The organism is Alkalihalobacillus sp. AL-G, from assembly GCF_030643805.1.
Classification (GTDB): Bacteria; Bacillota; Bacilli; order Bacillales; family Fictibacillaceae; genus Pseudalkalibacillus.
On record NZ_CP094656.1, the window covers coordinates 361,633 to 380,035 of the forward strand.

An 18,403-nucleotide genomic window follows, 5' to 3' on the forward strand; every position below is an offset into this window, starting at 1 on the left:
TCAATAGAGTATAGGAAACCATTGATTTGGTTTCCTATTATATTAAGGCAAGTATTCAAATAATTTATTCCTGGAGGGGAACTAAATGTTTGAGAGAAGCAAATTAGAAACGGATGTATTGGTAATCGGTGGTGGATCTGCAGGGTTAATTGCAGCTTTAGAAGCAGAAAAGCAAGGTGTAGATGTCACCGTTGTCTGTAAACAGAAGGCAGGAAAAAGTGGAAATACGATAGTATCCGGTTCAGCTTTTTCAGTCGTTGTACCTGAAGAGGGGAATCCGGATTCTGAAGAGGTCTATTATCAAGATTTAATCCGATCTGGTAAAGGAATCAACCAACGAGATTTAACTAGATTACTAGCTAAAGAGTCTGGCAAAACGATTCAATGGCTAGAAGACTACGGAATGGAGTTCTTTTTACAAGAGAATAAATATGTGAAAAGAAAACCACCAGGACATTCCCACCCAAGGTCAGTGCCGACAATCTGGGACGGCTACTCTTATATGACAAGAGGACTATCGTTTATGAAGCCCCTTCTTAATAGTGTGAAAGAAAAAAATATACAATTAATTGAGCAAACCATGGTTGTTCGGTTGATACGAAAACGAGGCAAAATCGTCGGGGCAGTTGCGATAGATGTGAAAAAGGGTAATATCATCGAAATCTCTTCGAAATCGGTTATTTTAGCAAACGGGGGAGCAGGGAATATCTTCTCCCAAAATAACAATACGGTAGGGATTACGGGTGATTCCTACGCATTGGCATTTGATGTCGGTGCGGTTTTGAAGGATATGGAATTTGTGCAATTTTATCCAACGATGATGATCAAACCCGTCAAAATGCCAGCCTCTAATCCATTGTTCGGGGACGGAGCTGTTTTGCGGAATAAGCACGGTGAATTATTTGTTCATAACTATGTCGAAGGCGGAGACAAAGAGGCGACTCGAGATAAGATGGCTCAAGCGATATTCCAAGAAGTCCAAAAAGGAAATGGCATTGAGGGCGGGGTTTATTTTGATTGTAGCGGGATTCCAAAAGACGTACTCGAATCGAAATACTCTCATTTTTGTAACCAACTAAGGAAAAAAGATGTCGATCCATCTAAAGATTATGTCATTGTATCGCCTACTACACACTATTTCCTTGGCGGTGTAAAAATAAATGAAAAATGTGAAAGCAATGTGCCTGGATTGTACGCAGCAGGGGAAGCAGCGACTGGCGCACATGGAGCGAATCGTCTATCAGGTAGTTCAATTGCAGATACTGTCGTGTTTGGGATGATTGCCGGGGACTCTGCGGCTAAACACTCTTTAAACAGTAAGCGGGAAGATGTTGATTGGGATCAAGAAATTTCGTCCTTATTTGTACAAAATGATGATGGTGGACTTGATATTGCAAAAGCAAAAGAAATAGTTCGAAACGTGATGTGGGAGAGTGCGTCCGTTGTAAGGGATGAGAGTACTATACGTTCAGGCTTGCAAACGCTAGATGACATTCAAAGGTCATTAAAAAGCGCTCCGGTTACGAGTGCGAAACAGACACTTTCCTTTTTCGAGCTTTCTAATATGGTAGCGGTAGGGCAATTGGTACTTCAAGGTGCGATTAAACGTGAAGAAAGCAGAGGTTCACACTGGAGAAAGGACTTTCCATTTGAAACAGAGGACTTTCTCGGTAACTTCGAATATTTTAAGAATCAGGAACTTGCAGATATTCATTTTGTTGCATTAGAACATAAGCGTTCCCATAGTGTCTGATGGTGAAAAGTATAGGGAGGTGTAAGTCTTGGAAAAGCAAAAAAAGAAAGAGGACGAAAGCAACAAGAAAAAAAGAAGGCAATTTACGGGTAAGTGGAAGCTGTCATTAACGATTATCACGATTTTATTATCTGGATTTCAATTATATACAGCTGCTTTTGGCACAATGTCACCGATCATACAACGGAGTATCCACCTTTCTTTCATATTGTTTTTAGTATTTATGTTGTTCCCAGCAACAAAAAAATCGGCAAGCAATCGTTTAACGATCGTTGATGGGTTATTAATGTTGCTTTCAACTGCATCAACTCTTTACATTACATTCCGCTTTCCTAGTTTGGTAGCCTCTGGGGGACTACATAACAATGTGGATATTGTAGTCGGAGCAATCAATATACTACTCGTTATTGAAGCAGCAAGAAGAGCGATTGGCAAAGCACTTCCGATTTTGGCAATTGTTTTTATTGTTTTTGCTTTTATCGGTCGGATGATACCTGGGCCTCTAAAGCATAGCGGGTTTGATGCTGAACGGGTGATCCAGCACCTTTACTTAACGACAGAAGGTATATACGGTCAAATTTTAGGTGTTTCTTCCACTTATATTTATTTGTTTATTCTATTTGGAGCCTTTTTATCAGTAACGGGAATGTCAAAGCTGTTTAATGATATCGCGTTAGCTCTAGCCGGTCATACAAAAGGCGGTCCCGCAAAGGTTTCGGTAATTTCAAGTGCTTTTATGGGATCAATCAGCGGCAGTACATCCGCAAATGTTGTGACAACCGGTAGCTTTACCATTCCACTAATGAAAAAGATCGGCTTTAGACCACACTTTGCTGGTGGAGTCGAGGCATCCGCATCTGCCGGGGGGCAAATCATGCCTCCAGTAATGGGAGCGGCAGCCTTTATCATGTCAGACGCTTTAGGCATTCCGTTTGTTCATATCTTAGGTTATGCCCTCATCCCGGCCATCTTATATTTTGCGGGTATCTTAATCACCGTTCATTTGAGAGCAACAAAGCTAGGAATGGAAGGGTTAAGCAAAGACGAATTACCGAGCGTATGGGGTGTATTAAAAGATTATGGGCACCTGTTAGCCCCAATTATCGGGTTGATCTACATGTTAATTGAAGGGTATAACGCCATGTATGCGGGTGTATGGGGAATTTTACTTGCGATTATCTTCAGTTCGTTTAGAAAACATACACGGATTAATGTAAAAGACCTCATCAAAGCAATGGTGGATGGAGCGTTAAATGCAATTCCTGTAGCGAGTGCTTGTGCGATTATCGGAATCATCATCGGTGTAACATCCTTAACGGGAGCCATTTTAGCAGCCGGTGCAGCGATTTTGGATTTAAGTGGCGGCTTTCTAATCACGACATTATTGCTAACGATGGTCATTTGTATTCTAATTGGCATGGAATTGCCGACAACGGCAAACTATATTTTAACTAGTGCCATTGCAGCGCCTGCCATTATTCTGTTAGGAATTGAACCGATCTACGCTCACTTCTTTGTCTTTTACTTCGGGATCCTTTCAACTGTAACTCCTCCGGTTGCGATAGGAGCGTATGCAGCAGCAGGCCTAGCCGGTAGTGACCCTATTAAAACAGGAGTGACAGCTCTTAGGTTGGCTATCGTTGGGTTTATCATTCCTTATATGTTTATCTATTCACCTGACTTAATGATCAGTCCAGAGTCTACGTTCATGAGTGTTGCGCCTGTGTTTGTAACGGCTTTAATCGGAGTGTTCGCTGTTAGTGCTTCGCTGGAAAGATATTTGTTGACACATATAGCTATCTACGAACAGGTACTATTGGGTATTTCAGCTTTTCTATTGATCAGTACCTTTTCCGTCTATACCGAAATCGCTGGTATAGTGGTTTTCCTATTAGTCTTATTAAATAGTTGGAGAAAAATAAATAGTGTTCAAAGCGTGACCGAACAAAAAGCGGTAAATGGTTAACTTTGTATGATGAGTTAAAAAAGAGAGGTTATCCAAAGGGCCCGATGATGCCCGTGATATAAGCGGTTGGAATGAAGGTGAAAAGGACGTTGAAACAACTTAAACGTTCAATAAAAGGAAACATAATTACACTTACCTCGTTGTTATTTATGCTTGGAATTATTGGAACACGGCCTTTAGTCTCACTGTATTCTTATGAATTAAATGCGAGTCCGCTTCAAATCGGAATTATCATTGCGTTGTTTCCATTACTTCCACTTGTGCTAGCAATAAGGCTAGGTAAGATGGTTGATAAATTTGGTTACCGGATACCTTTGATTTTCAGTACGTTATTTGGGTCAGTTGCGATAATGATTCCGATGTTCATGCCGAATCTAATAGGAGTTTATCTCTCTCAAATCATCGCCGGGATTACGCAAACGATTTTTGCTGTATCCGCACAGTCGTTTATCGGTAGCTTTACAGATGAATCTGAAAGTGATCGACAGCTGATGCGGTTCAGTATTGGTGTTGCGATCGGGAGTTTTTTGGGCCCGCTGTTAAGCGGAATCATTTCAGACGAATGGGGATACCCAGCAGCATTTGGCATTTCAGGATGTATTGCGATTCTAGGTGGGGTTGTGGCTTTATTGCTGGCTGAAAATAAGGAACATTCAGCATCTGGTGTACGTAGTGCGTCAGGATTACAATCTTCTTTTTCATTATTAAAAATATCAAACATCAAAAAAGCGATCTTAATCAGTGTCTTAGTCTTACTTGGAAAAGATATCTTCATTGCTTATTTTCCGTTGTTGGCACTGGAATATGGGTTTTCAAGCACAGTCATCGGCATCGTAATTTCAATCAATGCGGCAGCTGGCATTTTGATCCGGTGGTCCATGCCTTATTTAATTCGGAGATTCACACGGAATATTGTCGTGATTGGGTCGATTGTGTGCTCCGGTTTGTGCTTTATAGCTATCTCGTTTTTTGGTAATAGTGTCATTCTCATTATCCTATCATTTTTACTAGGAATGGGATTGGGAATCGGTCAACCATTGTCAATATCAACAACGATGCATGCTTTACCGAGAAATCGGATTGGGGAAGGACTGGGTTTGCGTTTAACAGCTAATCGTTTTACCCAACTATCTGGACCAGTTATTTTGGGGATGATCGCAGAATTCACCAATATTTCAACTATATTTTTGATTATTGGCATCTTTATTTTAACAGGTGCAACAAAAACAAAGATAAGCAGTAAAGAATCTCATCAGGCATCAACAACATAAATGGAGAGGATGACGTAAAACTATGAGTCAAAGGGGACCATTAAAAGGAGTAAGAGTATTAGACTTATCAACTGTAATTGCCGCTCCTTTTGGGGCAACATTGCTCGGCGATTTTGGTGCTGAAGTCATTAAAATCGAGCTGCCGGGGAAAGGCGATCCTTTAAGGAATTTAGGACCTTTTCATGGGGAAGAACCTCTGCGGTGGCCAGGGTTGGCGAGGAATAAAAAATCGTTAACCCTCGATCTCCATAAGGAAGAGGGAAAGAATATATTAAAGAAGTTAGCTCAAAAGACAGATGTTATTATAGAAAATTTCAGGGCAGGGACGTTAGAAAAATGGGGCTTAGGCTATGATGATTTGAAAAAAGAAAACCCTGATTTGATCATGATCAGAGTGACAGGCTTTGGGCAAACAGGCCCCAATTCACATAAAGCCGGATTCGGTACGCCTGCAACAGCATATAGTGGGTTTACTTATTTACATGGCTATCCTGACCGTCCGCCAATCAGCCCATCTTTTTCATTAACCGATTATATAACAGGAATCTATGTCGCATTTGCCACGACAACAGCACTATATTACCGGGATGCAACGGATGGCGGAGAGGGACAGTCTGTAGACGTCAGCTTGTATGAGGGCGTTTTTAGAATGATGGAATTTTTAGTTGCCGAATACGATCAAAATGATGTTGTAAAGGAGCGTTCACCAGGACTGAGTGGACATTCTGCACCGGCTGGGACTTTCCAAACTAAAGATGATCATTGGGTAGTTTTGGTTACAAGCTCTGATCGTACCTTTGAACGCTTGGCTAAAGCGATGGGAAGAGAGGACATGTTAGAGGATGAAAACTTCTATACGAATTCAGTCCGGTTACAGAACTTTAATTTAACGAATGGTATTGTGGCAGATTGGGTAAAAACGATGACTCGGGCTGAGCTTCAAGAGCTGTTGGACGAACATGGCGTACCGGTGAGTCCAATTCAAAGTATAAAAGATATTTTCGAAGATCCGCATTATAAGGAAAGAGAAAATATTATTGAAGTCAGTCATCCACGGTTAGGTAAAGTGAAAATGCCAGGAGTTGTTCCGAAATTCTCTCAAACACCAGGATCTGTGGAACACTCTGGTCCAGATTTAGGGGAACATAATGAAGAAATCCTAGGTTCCTTATTGGAGTATAGCCGAGAGGAAATAGAATCCCTGAAAGAAAATAAAGTGATATAAAAACGAAAGCCGGTTAGAGCTGTTGCAGAATCATAACGGGAGCTAAAGTTCTTTTTTAGACACCCCAGAGGAAATAGAGGCCGTTGATGAAATAAGGTGATTCAAAGGGGGAGTTTGGATGCAAATGCCGGGAGAAGTAACGATTACAGAAGTTTGTCCAAGGGATGGATTTCAGAGTTTGCCAAATTCGATTGATAGCATTGATAAAATAAAAATTATAAACGACATAATTGATTGTGGATACAAACAAATCGAGGTCACATCTTTTGTCCACCCTAAGGCAATTCCGCAGTTAAGGGATGCTGAGGAAGTGGTTACGCAAATTTCGAGGAAAAATAATGTGAAGTTGAGAGCTTTGGTTCCGAACTTGAGAGGACTGGAGCGGGCGATTAACGCTGGTGTGGATAAGGTGAAGTTAATGCTGTCAGCAACTGATTCCCACAGCCTAAGTAATGCAAACTGTAAAACAGTAGAAGCTATGGACGGATTTGTGCCATTGGTGGAGAGAGCTGAAGATAGTCAAGTTGCTGTTTCAGGTTCAATCTCTGTGGCGTTTGGTTGTCCATATGAAGGTCTCGTACCAGTAGACCGGTTATTGATGATTTGCGAGAAATATCTGGAGCTTGGGATCAATGACCTCTCTTTGGCTGATACGACAGGTATGGGCAATCCATTTCAAGTTCAAAAAGTAATCGGAGCGCTGAGAAGAGAATTCCCAGAAATGCGGTTTTCCATGCACCTGCATAATACGAGAGGCATGGCTTTTGCGAATGCAGTAGCAGGGCTAGAAGTTGGAGTGACCGATTTTGATAGTTCAGTAGCAGGACTTGGGGGTTGTCCATACGCACCTAATGCAAGTGGAAACATCGCCTCTGAGGACCTCATCCATGGATTTGAGGAAATGGGCATTAAAACTGGGATCGACCTAGACAAGGTCATCTCAGTAGCAAGATCACTAGAGCAGCAGCACAAACCATACACAAACAGCTTCCTATTGAAAGCTGGAAAAAACTCCGACTTACACATTAAGCCAAAAGGACAGGAGAAACTAGGGTAATGCTAACATTTTACTAACATAAAGGATATTATTGTAGGCTTCTCATTAATTTTTTTGAGAAGCCTCTTTTTCATCTTTTTTGTCCTAGCCTTTCCTCAATGATATTGAAGGCTATGGGTTAAAGCAGTTAGCATTGTATATTTAAATAAATCTATCTCAAACAATTTATTTGCCTTACAAAAAAATAATTTAATTTTTTGAATTTTCCTAATTGACAATACAATTTATTTGTCTTACAATTTAAATTATTCAAGAGGTAGTAAAAGGAGAGAATCAAATTGCAAAAGGCAGATGGTCAACTTGATATAAAATCTGTAAAACGCGATACATTATCTAATCAGGTAATCGATCAAATTATACACTTACTTATTAGTGGTCAACTCAATCCAGGAGATAAGCTTCCAACAGAAATGGATTTGCTAGATAGGTTTAAGGTAAGTAGACCAGTATTACGAGAAGCTATAAGCTCCTTAGAAACTATTGGAATAGTTCGCAGAAAAACTAGGGAAGGAACATATTTTACAAATAAGATTTGGAGTAAGCCATTTGAAATTATGCTGTCATTATCTGCAGGGAATATTCAATCGATTGCTGAAACACGAATGTCTCAAGAGTTGGGCCTCGTCGCATTAGCGGCAGAGAAAATTACTGATAACGATTTAATGAGGTTACGAGAGAATATTGAGTTGATGGAAAGGCAAGAGGGAGATTACAGAGAAATCGATAAAGAGTTCCATCGGATCATTGCTTTTAGTGCCAGTAATTCAATTACCGAAGGAATCATCGATCCATTACTCAATATGTTTGACAAGATGTTTTCGATAATTCCTAGTGCGGATAAAGATAAAAACATAACTGTAGAACAACATAAACAAATTTATCATGCCCTAGAAAAAAGAGATCCGATAGAATCCTATCAATGTATGTACCGACATCTAGATCATGTTAGAAAAAGACTCTTTGCAAGAGTTCATGCTGAAAATAAGAACAATTGAAATTTGAAAGGATGAAATTGAATGTCGAATCAAAGAAAAGCTCCTACAGGTATCTTAGGATTCCCAATTGTTCCATTTAATGAAAACGGGAACATTGATGAAAAAGGCTTAACAAAAAATATTGAATTTTTATTAGAAAACGGCTTAGAGTCAATTTTTATCGCTTGCGGTTCTGGTGAGTATCATGCAATTAGTACAAAAGAATATGAAACAATGGTTGAAATTGCAGTTTCTGTAGTAGATGGCAAGGTCCCCGTTTATACAGGTGTAGGCGGAAATTCAGCTGAGGCAATAGAGAAAGCACAAATTTCAGAAAGGCTTGGAGCTGATGGATATTTAATCTTACCTCCATATCTGATTGAAGGAGAGCAAGAAGGTCTTTATGAATACTATAAATCCATTATTAAAAGCTCCGATCTAAATGCAATTTTATACCAAAGAGCAAATGCAGTCTTGCAGTTACATACTTTGAAGAAGCTTGTTGAATTCCCACAAGTAGTCGGGGTCAAAGATGGGGTAGGTAATGTTGATTTAAACATTGAACTAACTCAAATGATTGGAAATCGCGTAGGATGGCTAAATGGCATGCCTATGGCTGAAGTAACAATGCCAGCATACATACCATTAGGCTTTAATTCTTATTCCTCTGCAATATCAAACTATATCCCTCATATTTCTAGAAAGTTCTATAATGCATTATTAAATGATGACAAACAATTAGTAAATGATATTTACGAAGATGTAATTTTACCTATTAATCGTATTCGCAAGAAGAGAAAAGGGTACGCGGTTTCCTTAATTAAAGCAGGTATGAAAATTGTAGGGCTTCCTGTCTCTACAGATGTTAGACCACCAATTGTTCCAGTCGAACAGGATCACTATAAGGAGCTGGAAGGAATCCTGAAAAAGGCTATTGAAAAATATCCTGCTGAAAATAAAGTTTCACTTTAATAAAGAATAGTAGAAATACACGCATGAAATTTGTGGAAATCGGAGGGTGAATAATGACAGTACAAACAGAAAAAAAGCATTACTTGAACTTTATTAATGATGAATGGGTACCATCTAGCACAAGAGCAGTTATTGAAAATACCAATCCTGCAAATAATGAAGATGTGATTGGATATGTACAAAAGTCAACAAAAGAAGATTTAGATAATGCAGTAGCTACAGCTAAAGCAGCACAAAAATCATGGAAAAAATTGCCTGGCGATGCAAGAGGGAAGTTTTTATATAAAGCAGCAGATATCCTTGAAAGCCGTATTGATGAAATTGCAGAAACAATGACAAGAGAAATGGGAAAAACACTTCCAGAAGCAAAAGGGGAGACTGCTCGTGGAGTAGCGATCCTTCGATATTATGCTGGTGAAGGGATGCGTAAAGTTGGAGATGTGATTCCTTCAACAGATAAGGATGCTCTAATGTTTACTTCTCGTGCTCCATTAGGTGTTGTTGGAGTTATTACTCCTTGGAACTTCCCAGTAGCAATTCCAATTTGGAAAGCTGCACCTGCATTAATCTATGGAAATACAGTTGTTCTTAAACCTGCAACAGAAACAGCAGTGACATGCGCAAAAGTTTATGAGTGCTTTGCAGAAGCAGGATTTCCTCCAGGTGTTGTAAATATGATTACAGGTCCGGGTTCCGTTATTGGACAAGGCTTAGCTGAACATCCTGATGTAAACGGCATCACATTTACAGGTTCAAATAGTGTAGGAAAACAAATAGGGCAAACAGTACTTGCACGGGGTGGAAAATATCAACTTGAAATGGGTGGTAAAAATCCAGTCATTGTAAGTTCAGATGCTGATCTTGACCTTGCTGTAGAAGCGACAATTAGCGGTGGACTGCGTTCAACTGGGCAAAAGTGTACAGCAACTAGTCGTGTCATTATCCAAAGTGAAGTTTATGAAGAGTTTAAAGAGAAACTTCTCGAGAAAGTTAAGGAAATTACCATTGGAAATGGCTTAGAGGAAGGTATTTGGATGGGTCCAAGTGCCAGTGAAAATCAATTGAATACGGTACTCTCTTATATTCAAAAGGGTCTAGATGAAGGTGCATCGCTAATTTTAGGTGGTGAAAGACTTTCAGGTGACGAATTTGACAATGGGTATTTTATCCAGCCGACATTATTTGAAAATGTAACTTCTGATATGACAATTGCACAAGAAGAAATTTTTGGACCTGTGCTCGCTCTAATGAAAGTAGAATCTATGGAAGAAGCATTGGAGCTAGCTAATGATGTGGAGTTTGGCTTAAGTGCGTCAATCTTTACTACTAACATACAAAAAATGCTATCTTTCATTAATGAAATGGATGCCGGCCTTGTTCGAATTAATGCCGAGAGTGCTGGTGTTGAACTGCAAGCTCCATTTGGTGGCATGAAACAATCTAGTTCACATTCCCGTGAACAAGGTCAAGCTGCAATCGAGTTTTTCACATCTATTAAAACAGTTTTTGTTAAATAGAGAACTCTTTAAAATAGATGGGAGTTTTTTTCTCCCATCTATTGTTAGATAAGTAAAGAGAGAAATCAAAAATCCTGTTATAAGTTAAAATATCTGAATATTTTGTATTTAATGCGATCATAAAGGTCAGTTATCGCAACTATCAAACTGCTAATCGTTTATTTTTTGAAAGCGCTTATATTGGTAACCACGGGTCTTCGACTCGCTTATGAATAATAGTAGGTTGCAAAAAAAAAATTGAGGGGTGTAAAGTATGAAGAAATTGTTGCCTTTTTTAATGGTAATAATGCTGGCAGTTGTTCTGGCTGCGTGTAATCAAAGTGCTAATTCAAGTGACGACTCTTCAGAAGCTGAGATTCCGGATAGAATTCGTGTTGTTATTGGTTCTTCATCAACAGGCGGGGATACATACCAAAACTCAAGTGCAGCAAGTAGATATTTAGAAAAGGTTTTAGGTACTAATATGAAAGTAGATGCGGTTGGAGCGGTAAAAGCATTTACAGCACTAGACAAGGCAGACACTGATGGAAGTACGATTATGTTTTTCCATGACATGGCTTATTTAGGTGTTGAATATGGAAGTATTAGTGAAAAATATGCTTTAGAAAATTGGAAGGTTGGTCCAGTTGTTTCAACAAACCCTGGTAATGCATTTTTAACAAGTGCAGATGCACCATATAACACAATGGCTGAATCGGCAGAATGGTTAAAAAATAATCCGGATGAAACAGTCACAGTTGCTATTGAAGCTGGTGGTGTATCAGAAATTTCTTTTGATGGTTATTATTTATGGGTAAAAGAGAAATATGGAACAGAAGTTTCCGATCGAATCAAAGTTTATCCAACAGGATCTCAAGAAGATAAAAACCAAGCATTATGGGATGGAAATGCTGATATTATCAACGGATCAATTGGAGGTAATTTCGAATATACAAAAGATGACGTAGATTCTAAAATCAAGATGAAGTTTTTAGGCATTACAGCAGGGAAAAGAGTTGAAGGATATGAAATTCCTACATTTGCTGAACAAGGAATTAAAGTAAACGGTAAAGATTTTGTTTTTGATAAGCAATTCTTCATTCTATTACCGAAGGATATTGATCCGAAATTTGCTAAGGCTTTGGATGAAGCGGTTGCACAAGTAGTAGAAAACCCAGATTATATAAAGGATTTAGCAAAAAATGCATATATCCCTAGTTATACTCCAGCTGAAGAAGCCGATGATTATTTACTAGAGAAGAGATCCACTTTCCAAAACATTATTAATAATGCACCAACTGTAGATGAGCTTACCGATTAATTAAATAATGTAATTTTATGGGGTTGTCTGTATATATACGACAGACAGCCTCGTATTATCTGAAAATAGAAGAAAGATTTTAGGAGGAAGGTGAAGTTGTTGAGTGATTTCCTTACCCTTGAATATAAATTTAGTGAATCCCATACAGTATTCCCGAAAATAATTTTATCTGTACTCATTATCTTATTAATTCTTATCATGTTAAGTAATGTTATCCACAGAGCAAAGGCTGGAAAATTAAAAGAATTCAACTTTAAATTCTTTATTGACAATTATGATAAATATAAATTTTATGGAACAATTGCTTTACTTTTAGGATATGGATTTATTTTGGAACCTATTGGTTTTCTTCCGGCAAGTATACCCTTTATGTTTCTGATCATGCTTTTATATATCGGGAATTTAAAGAAAAAAGCTATTATTCTTTCCCTTGCTAATTCAATTATAACATCAGTTTTAATTTGGTTCTTATTCGGCAAATTGTTCGATATAACTTTACCGTAGGGAGGGTTGTCTTTTATGGAGATCTTTGAAATTCTTACCCCATTGTCTGTTGTATTAGTATTTACAGGTGTGTTGATGGGAATAATTTTTGGGGCAATACCTGGGATGACAGCTACTATGGCCATTGCCCTCTTTCTTCCTCTCACCTATGCATTAGATATGGTTGAAGCACTTGCATTATTATTAGGTTTATACGTTGGTGGAATTAGCGGTGGTTTAGTACCTGCTATTCTCTTAAACATACCTGGTACTCCTTCTTCGCTCTGTACAACATTTGACGGTTTCCCCATGACCCAAAAGGGACAAGGGGAAAAAGCGTTGAAAATCGGGATTACAGCATCATTGATTGGTGGCTTTTTTAGTTTAACAATTTTATATTTCTTTGCTCCATTACTTGCTTCGGTAGCAATTGAATTTTCATCAGTAGAAAAGTTTTTAATTATCCTTTTTGCACTGACGGTTATTGCTTCTATTTCAAAAGGAAGCTTACTTGTGGGGATATTCAGTGGTGTTTTAGGAATTTATTTAAGTCTTATTGGCATGTTTCCTGATAACAATAAGTTACGACTTGTTCCTTCAGGACTAGAAGAGCAATTGTATTACGGTTTTGCGCTTCTTCCCGTACTGATCGGTTTATTTGCCATCGCCCAAATAATGCAAGAATCCGAAGAGGGAATGAAGCCAGCTGCCCATCAAAAATTTGATTTTAAAAAAAATAAAAAGAATAAGTTCACATTTAAAGTATTTAATGGTCAAATCGTCAATACTATTCGTTCCTCATTATTAGGTACTTTTATAGGGATTTTACCAGGTGTTGGTGGGAGTGCAGCTTCTATTACTGCTTACTCACAAGCAAAAAACTTTTCAAAAAAACCTGAAAAGCTTGGTACTGGAGAACCAGAAGGGGTAATTGCAAGTGAAGCATCTAACAATGGTTTAACCGGTGGAGCTTTAATCCCATTACTTTCTTTAGGGATACCCGGCGATAGTACTACCGCAGTATTAATCGGTGCTTTCTTATTACAGGGGATCCAAGTAGGTCCGTTATTTATTACAACACATCCTGAATTATGGGGCGGCATTGTATACGCGCTCATTATTGCAAACATTGCGATGTTCTTGCTTATGTTCTTTTTTATTAAGTATATGGCGAAAATCATATATGTCCCGAAGCATACGATTTATCCAATAATTATTGTGATGTGTGTTGTAGGTTCCTATGCGATTAACGATGGTGTAATGTTTGATGTTTGGACTCTATTATTATTTGGTGTTCTTGGCTATATATTTATAAAAATCGGAATTCAAATTGCCCCATTTTTGATCGGCTTTATATTAGGAAAACCAGGTGAAAAATACTTTATTGATAGTTTAAAAGGAAGCGATGGAGATTTAACGATATTCTTTACAAAAGGCCCAATTGCGGTTGTGTTATGGCTCATGATTATCGCTTCTATTGTTTATTCGATTTACTCTAATAATAAATCAAAAAAGGATAAACAAGAAGAAACAATCACAACAGCAACATAATTGTAAAAAATTCATAATAATTAAGGAGTTGTCAATATGGGGGTTATGACTACAAAACAAACTGCTCCAACTATCGTGGAAATTTCGGTAATTCCAGTTGCAGGTCATGATAGCATGCTATTAAATTTAAGTGGTGCACATGCTCCCTTTTTTACAAGAAATATAGTTATTCTTAAGGATAGCAGTGGAAATCAGGGAGTTGGGGAAGTTCCTGGTGGAGAAGAAATACGCAAAACTTTAGAGGATTCAAAATCATTATTAATAGGTAATTCCATTGGAAACTATAACAATATATTAAATAAAGTAAAAGCGCATTTTGCTGATCGAGATGCTTCTGGTCGTGGAATGCAAACTTTTGATTTGCGTATTATGATTCATGCGGTCACAGCGTTAGAAGCTGCACTGTTAGATTTATTAGGAAAACATCTAGAAGTTCCAGTAGCAGCCTTATTAGGTGAAGGCCAGCAGCGGGACGAAGTAGAAATGCTCGGGTACCTATTTTACATAAGTGATAGTTCTAAAACTGATTTGCCTTATATTAGTGAAAATCACTCTGATGATGAATGGTTCAGACTACGTCGAGAAAAGGCTTTGACGCCTGAAGCGATTGTTAGATTAGCAGAAGCAGCAAAGGAACGCTATGGATTTAATGACTTTAAATTAAAGGGTGGAGTTTTCCGAGGTGAGGAAGAAATTGAAGCTGTTACAGCATTGGCTGAACGTTTCCCAAAGGCGCGTATTACCCTAGACCCAAATGGTGGCTGGTATCTTGAAGATGCTATTAGACTTTGTAAAGATATGCATCATGTGTTGGCATATGCGGAAGATCCATGTGGTGCTGAACAAGGTTTCTCTGCACGTGAAGTGATGGCAGAGTTTCGCCGTGAGACAGGACTGCCTACTGCAACGAATATGATCGCAACGGACTGGCGCCAAATGGGGCATGCACTGCAATTAAACGCTGTTGATATTCCACTTGCAGACCCCCATTTCTGGACTATGCAAGGATCAGTACGTGTTGCACAAATTTGTCATGAATGGGGAAAAACATGGGGTTCTCACTCAAACAATCATTTTGACATCTCTTTAGCAATGTTTACACATGTTGCTGCAGCTGCCCCTGGAAATATTACAGCAATTGATACTCACTGGATATGGCAGGATGGACAGCACCTAACGAAAAATCCTTTGCAAATAAGAGGGGGAAAAGTCAAAGTGTCAGATAAGCCAGGTCTCGGTGTTGAAATTGATATGAACAAAATCGAGAAAGCAAATAAGCTTTATAAAGAAGAAATTGGGCTAGGTGCTCGTGATGATTCTATTGCTATGCAATACCTAATTCCAGGTTGGAAATTTGATAATAAAAAGCCTTGTATGGTTCGGTAACTATCATATGAATAAGTAAGCACAAACAGTAGGTGTATTGGTGCTTTCTTATTTTGTTAGATTAATAAAAACTTTTCACAAAAGGTCATTACTTTATGGAGGAATTATCTTGAATTTTAAAAGCGAAAATCTAACTAATTTTGTATGTGATATTTTTAAAGTAGTAGGTATATCAGACGAAGATAGTTATACAGTGGCAGATAGTCTAGTTGCGGCAAATTTACGTGGAGTTGATTCCCATGGTGTAACTCGTGTACCCATTTATGTGAAACGATTAAAAGAAGGTGCCACAAACCCAAATCCAGATGTAAAAATTGCAAAAGAAAGTGATGCAACATTATTGATTGATGGTGACGATGGAATGGGGCAAATCGTAAGTCGTGAAGCTATGAAGCTAGGGGTTGCAAAGGCAAAGAAAAGTGGGGGAGTCCATATCGGTGTAACCCGTTCCTCTCACTTTGGAGCAGGAGCATATTATGTAAAACGTGGCGTTGAAGAGGATATGATTACTTTTGCAATGTCTAATGCACCTTCAACAATGGCTCCATGGGGTGGTATTCAACCTTATTTTGGAACAAACCCATATGCTTATGGGGTTCCTGCAGGTAAATATGACCCGATTATATTGGATATGGCTACTAGTGTAGTAGCACGAGGAAAGATTATTATGGCTGCACAAAATGGAAGTGATATTCCTGAAGGTTGGGCGATTGATCAGGAAGGTAGGCCAACGACTGATTCACAGGCTGCATTAGATGGATCCGTTTTACCATTTGGTGGCCCAAAAGGTTACGGTATTTCACTTATGATCGATATTATGAGTGGTGTGTTGACGGGAGCAGGTTTTGGCCCACATATTAATAATATCTATGGAGATTATGATAAGCCACAAAACGTAGGTCATTTCTTCCAACTAATGGATATTAATCAGTTTATGCCTGCCAAAGAGTATAAACAGCGAATTGATCAAATGATTGAGGAGATTAAATCAACACCTGCAGCAGAAGGTGTTGAAGAGATATTCGTTCCAGGTGAGATTGAAAATAAAACAGAGCAGACAAGGTTAGAAAATGGAATCGATTTAGATAAAGAGGTTTATGAAGGATTAAAACAAGTAGGTAAAGAATGTGGTGTGAATATAGAAGATTATGAAAACGTCAACCAAAAAACATAAGACCTCCTATAATAAATGTCCTAATCTTACTATATCAATAGTTTTAGAGGGGAGAATTTTTATATGGCATCGGAAAAAACACAAAAAGAAATCCCACTTTATATAAAAGTAAATGAAGGGGATAATGTTGCAACAATTGTTAATTCTGGTGGACTAAAGGAAGCAACTGTATTTTCCTGTGGGTTGGAATTACAGGAATTTATTCCAGAAGGTCATAAAGTTACAATAACTGACTTGAAACAGGGAGAAGAGATCATTCGATATGGTGAAGTTATAGGCTATGCAGAAGTTCCTATAAAAAAGGGGAGCTGGGTGAGAGAAAAGTATGTAAAGCTACCTACTCCTCCATTATTGGATGAACTGCCAATTGCAACAAAGTCAGATGAAGAGCTTCCACCTCTTGACGGCTATACGTTTGAAGGCTATCGAAATGCAGATGGAAGTGCAGGAATTAAAAATATCTTAGGAATTACAACAAGCGTACAGTGTGTAGCTGGAGTTCTGAATTATACGGTTAATAAAATCAAAAAGGAACTATTGCCTAAATTTCCAAATGTCCATGATGTTGTTGCTTTGAACCATACATATGGATGTGGTGTAGCGATTAATGCACCTGAAGCAAAAATTCCTATTCGAACAATTCAAAATTTGGCAACACACCCTAACTTTGGTGGAGAAGTAATGGTCGTTGGATTAGGCTGTGAGAAACTATTACCTGAACGGTTAATACCAGGTGATCATGCAAAAGCAAATATTCTCTCACTTCAAGATCAACAGGGCTTCATGAAAATGGTTGATTCAATCATGAAAATGGCAGAAGAGCGTTTGGAAAAGTTAAGCAAGCGTGAAAGAGTTACTTGTCCTGTTTCTGATTTGGTAATTGGCTTACAATGTGGCGGGAGCGATGCGTTCTCTGGTGTAACTGCCAATCCAGCTGTAGGGTATGCTGCTGATTTATTGGTACGTGCAGGAGCAACAGTCTTGTTTTCAGAGGTAACGGAAGTTCGTGATGCTATTCATTTATTAACACCACGAGCTGTTAATGAAGAAGTTGGTCGTGTATTGATCAATGAAATGAAATGGTATGATAATTATTTACAAAAAGGAGATTCGGATCGAAGCGCAAACCCTTCACCTGGAAATAAAAAAGGTGGATTAGTCAATGTAGTAGAGAAATCACTTGGTTCAATCGCTAAATCTGGAAGTAGTCCAATCTCTGGTGTTTTGTCACCGGGAGAAAAGGCAATGGAAAAGGGCTTGATATTTGCAGCTACACCTGCAAGTGACTTTGTTTGTGGAACTTTACAATTAGCTTCTGGAATGCATATACAGGTCTTTACTACAGGACGTGGAACACCATACGGTTTACAAATGGCACCCGTAGTTAAGGTTTCAAGTCGAAATTCGCTTAAGGATCAATGGAGTGATTTAATTGATATCAATGCAGGACAAATAGCAACCGGTGAGGCGACTATAGAAGAGGTGGGTTGGAAAATATTCCATTTCATTTTAGATGTTGCTAGTGGGCATAAACAAACATGGTCTGAGCATTGGGGACTTCATAATGACTTAAGCTTGTTCAATCCTGCACCAATAACATAATTACTTTTGTTAGAGGCAAACCCTATACAAAGGTTTGTCTCTTTTGTGTAGATATTATTAATCTTTTTTCACTTAACCGAGAGATTATTGTTTATGTATATAAGGAGATGAGAGGTAAATGCGAAGTTACCTCATTTTATCGATGTGTTTTCTGTTCTTATCGTACTATTTT

Annotated in this window: 14 protein-coding genes; all 14 read left to right on the forward strand. The window is 38.5% G+C overall.

Going from position 1 to position 18,403, the window contains the following annotated elements:
- Window positions 1-85 precede the first annotated feature (85 nt).
- The 14 genes from MOJ78_RS01940 (at window position 86) to garD (ending at window position 18,231) form a co-directional block, all read left to right on the forward strand.
- Window positions 86-1,753 carry an L-aspartate oxidase gene (locus tag MOJ78_RS01940; RefSeq protein WP_304979549.1) on the forward strand — a complete coding sequence of 556 codons (1,668 nt, stop codon included), beginning with the start codon at window positions 86-88 and terminating at the stop codon, window positions 1,751-1,753.
- Window positions 1,754-1,781: 28 nt separating this feature from the next.
- The gene (locus tag MOJ78_RS01945; protein ID WP_304979550.1) at window positions 1,782-3,719 is read left to right on the forward strand and encodes a TRAP transporter permease; all 1,938 of its coding nucleotides are present in this window, start codon (window positions 1,782-1,784) and stop codon (window positions 3,717-3,719) included.
- A gap of 89 nt (window positions 3,720-3,808) precedes the next feature.
- On the forward strand, window positions 3,809-4,990 hold the full coding sequence (locus tag MOJ78_RS01950; RefSeq protein ID WP_304979551.1) for an MFS transporter: 1,182 nt from the start codon (window positions 3,809-3,811) through the stop codon (window positions 4,988-4,990).
- Window positions 4,991-5,012: 22 nt separating this feature from the next.
- Window positions 5,013-6,215 (forward strand): CaiB/BaiF CoA transferase family protein, encoded by a 1,203-nt coding sequence (locus MOJ78_RS01955; protein WP_304979552.1) that lies wholly within the window; start codon window positions 5,013-5,015, stop codon window positions 6,213-6,215.
- A gap of 118 nt (window positions 6,216-6,333) precedes the next feature.
- On the forward strand, window positions 6,334-7,272 hold the full coding sequence (locus MOJ78_RS01960) for a hydroxymethylglutaryl-CoA lyase (RefSeq protein ID WP_304979553.1): 939 nt from the start codon (window positions 6,334-6,336) through the stop codon (window positions 7,270-7,272).
- A gap of 278 nt (window positions 7,273-7,550) precedes the next feature.
- Entirely contained in the window at window positions 7,551-8,267 is a 717-nt protein-coding gene (locus MOJ78_RS01965) for a FadR/GntR family transcriptional regulator (protein WP_304979554.1), read from the forward strand.
- A gap of 21 nt (window positions 8,268-8,288) precedes the next feature.
- Entirely contained in the window at window positions 8,289-9,218 is a 930-nt protein-coding gene (gene kdgD, locus MOJ78_RS01970; RefSeq protein WP_304979555.1) for a 5-dehydro-4-deoxyglucarate dehydratase, read from the forward strand.
- A 53-nt stretch (window positions 9,219-9,271) separates the two neighbouring features.
- Window positions 9,272-10,735 carry an alpha-ketoglutaric semialdehyde dehydrogenase GucD gene (gene gucD, locus MOJ78_RS01975; protein WP_304979556.1) on the forward strand — a complete coding sequence of 488 codons (1,464 nt, stop codon included), beginning with the start codon at window positions 9,272-9,274 and terminating at the stop codon, window positions 10,733-10,735.
- A 253-nt stretch (window positions 10,736-10,988) separates the two neighbouring features.
- On the forward strand, window positions 10,989-12,035 hold the full coding sequence (locus tag MOJ78_RS01980) for a tripartite tricarboxylate transporter substrate-binding protein (RefSeq protein WP_304979557.1): 1,047 nt from the start codon (window positions 10,989-10,991) through the stop codon (window positions 12,033-12,035).
- A 99-nt stretch (window positions 12,036-12,134) separates the two neighbouring features.
- A complete protein-coding gene (locus tag MOJ78_RS01985) occupies window positions 12,135-12,539 on the forward strand; it encodes a tripartite tricarboxylate transporter TctB family protein (RefSeq protein WP_304979558.1) in 405 nt (134 codons plus the stop codon).
- 15 nt (window positions 12,540-12,554) lie between these two features.
- Complete coding sequence (locus MOJ78_RS01990) at window positions 12,555-14,069, forward strand: tripartite tricarboxylate transporter permease (protein WP_304979559.1); 1,515 nt, start codon at window positions 12,555-12,557, stop codon at window positions 14,067-14,069.
- 36 nt (window positions 14,070-14,105) lie between these two features.
- Complete coding sequence (gudD, locus tag MOJ78_RS01995; RefSeq protein WP_304979560.1) at window positions 14,106-15,455, forward strand: glucarate dehydratase; 1,350 nt, start codon at window positions 14,106-14,108, stop codon at window positions 15,453-15,455.
- A gap of 109 nt (window positions 15,456-15,564) precedes the next feature.
- Window positions 15,565-16,629, forward strand: a complete 1,065-nt coding sequence (locus MOJ78_RS02000; protein ID WP_304979561.1) for an Ldh family oxidoreductase — start codon at window positions 15,565-15,567, stop codon at window positions 16,627-16,629.
- Between the two features lie 63 nt (window positions 16,630-16,692).
- On the forward strand, window positions 16,693-18,231 hold the full coding sequence (gene garD / locus MOJ78_RS02005) for a galactarate dehydratase (RefSeq protein ID WP_304979562.1): 1,539 nt from the start codon (window positions 16,693-16,695) through the stop codon (window positions 18,229-18,231).
- Window positions 18,232-18,403 lie beyond the last annotated feature (172 nt).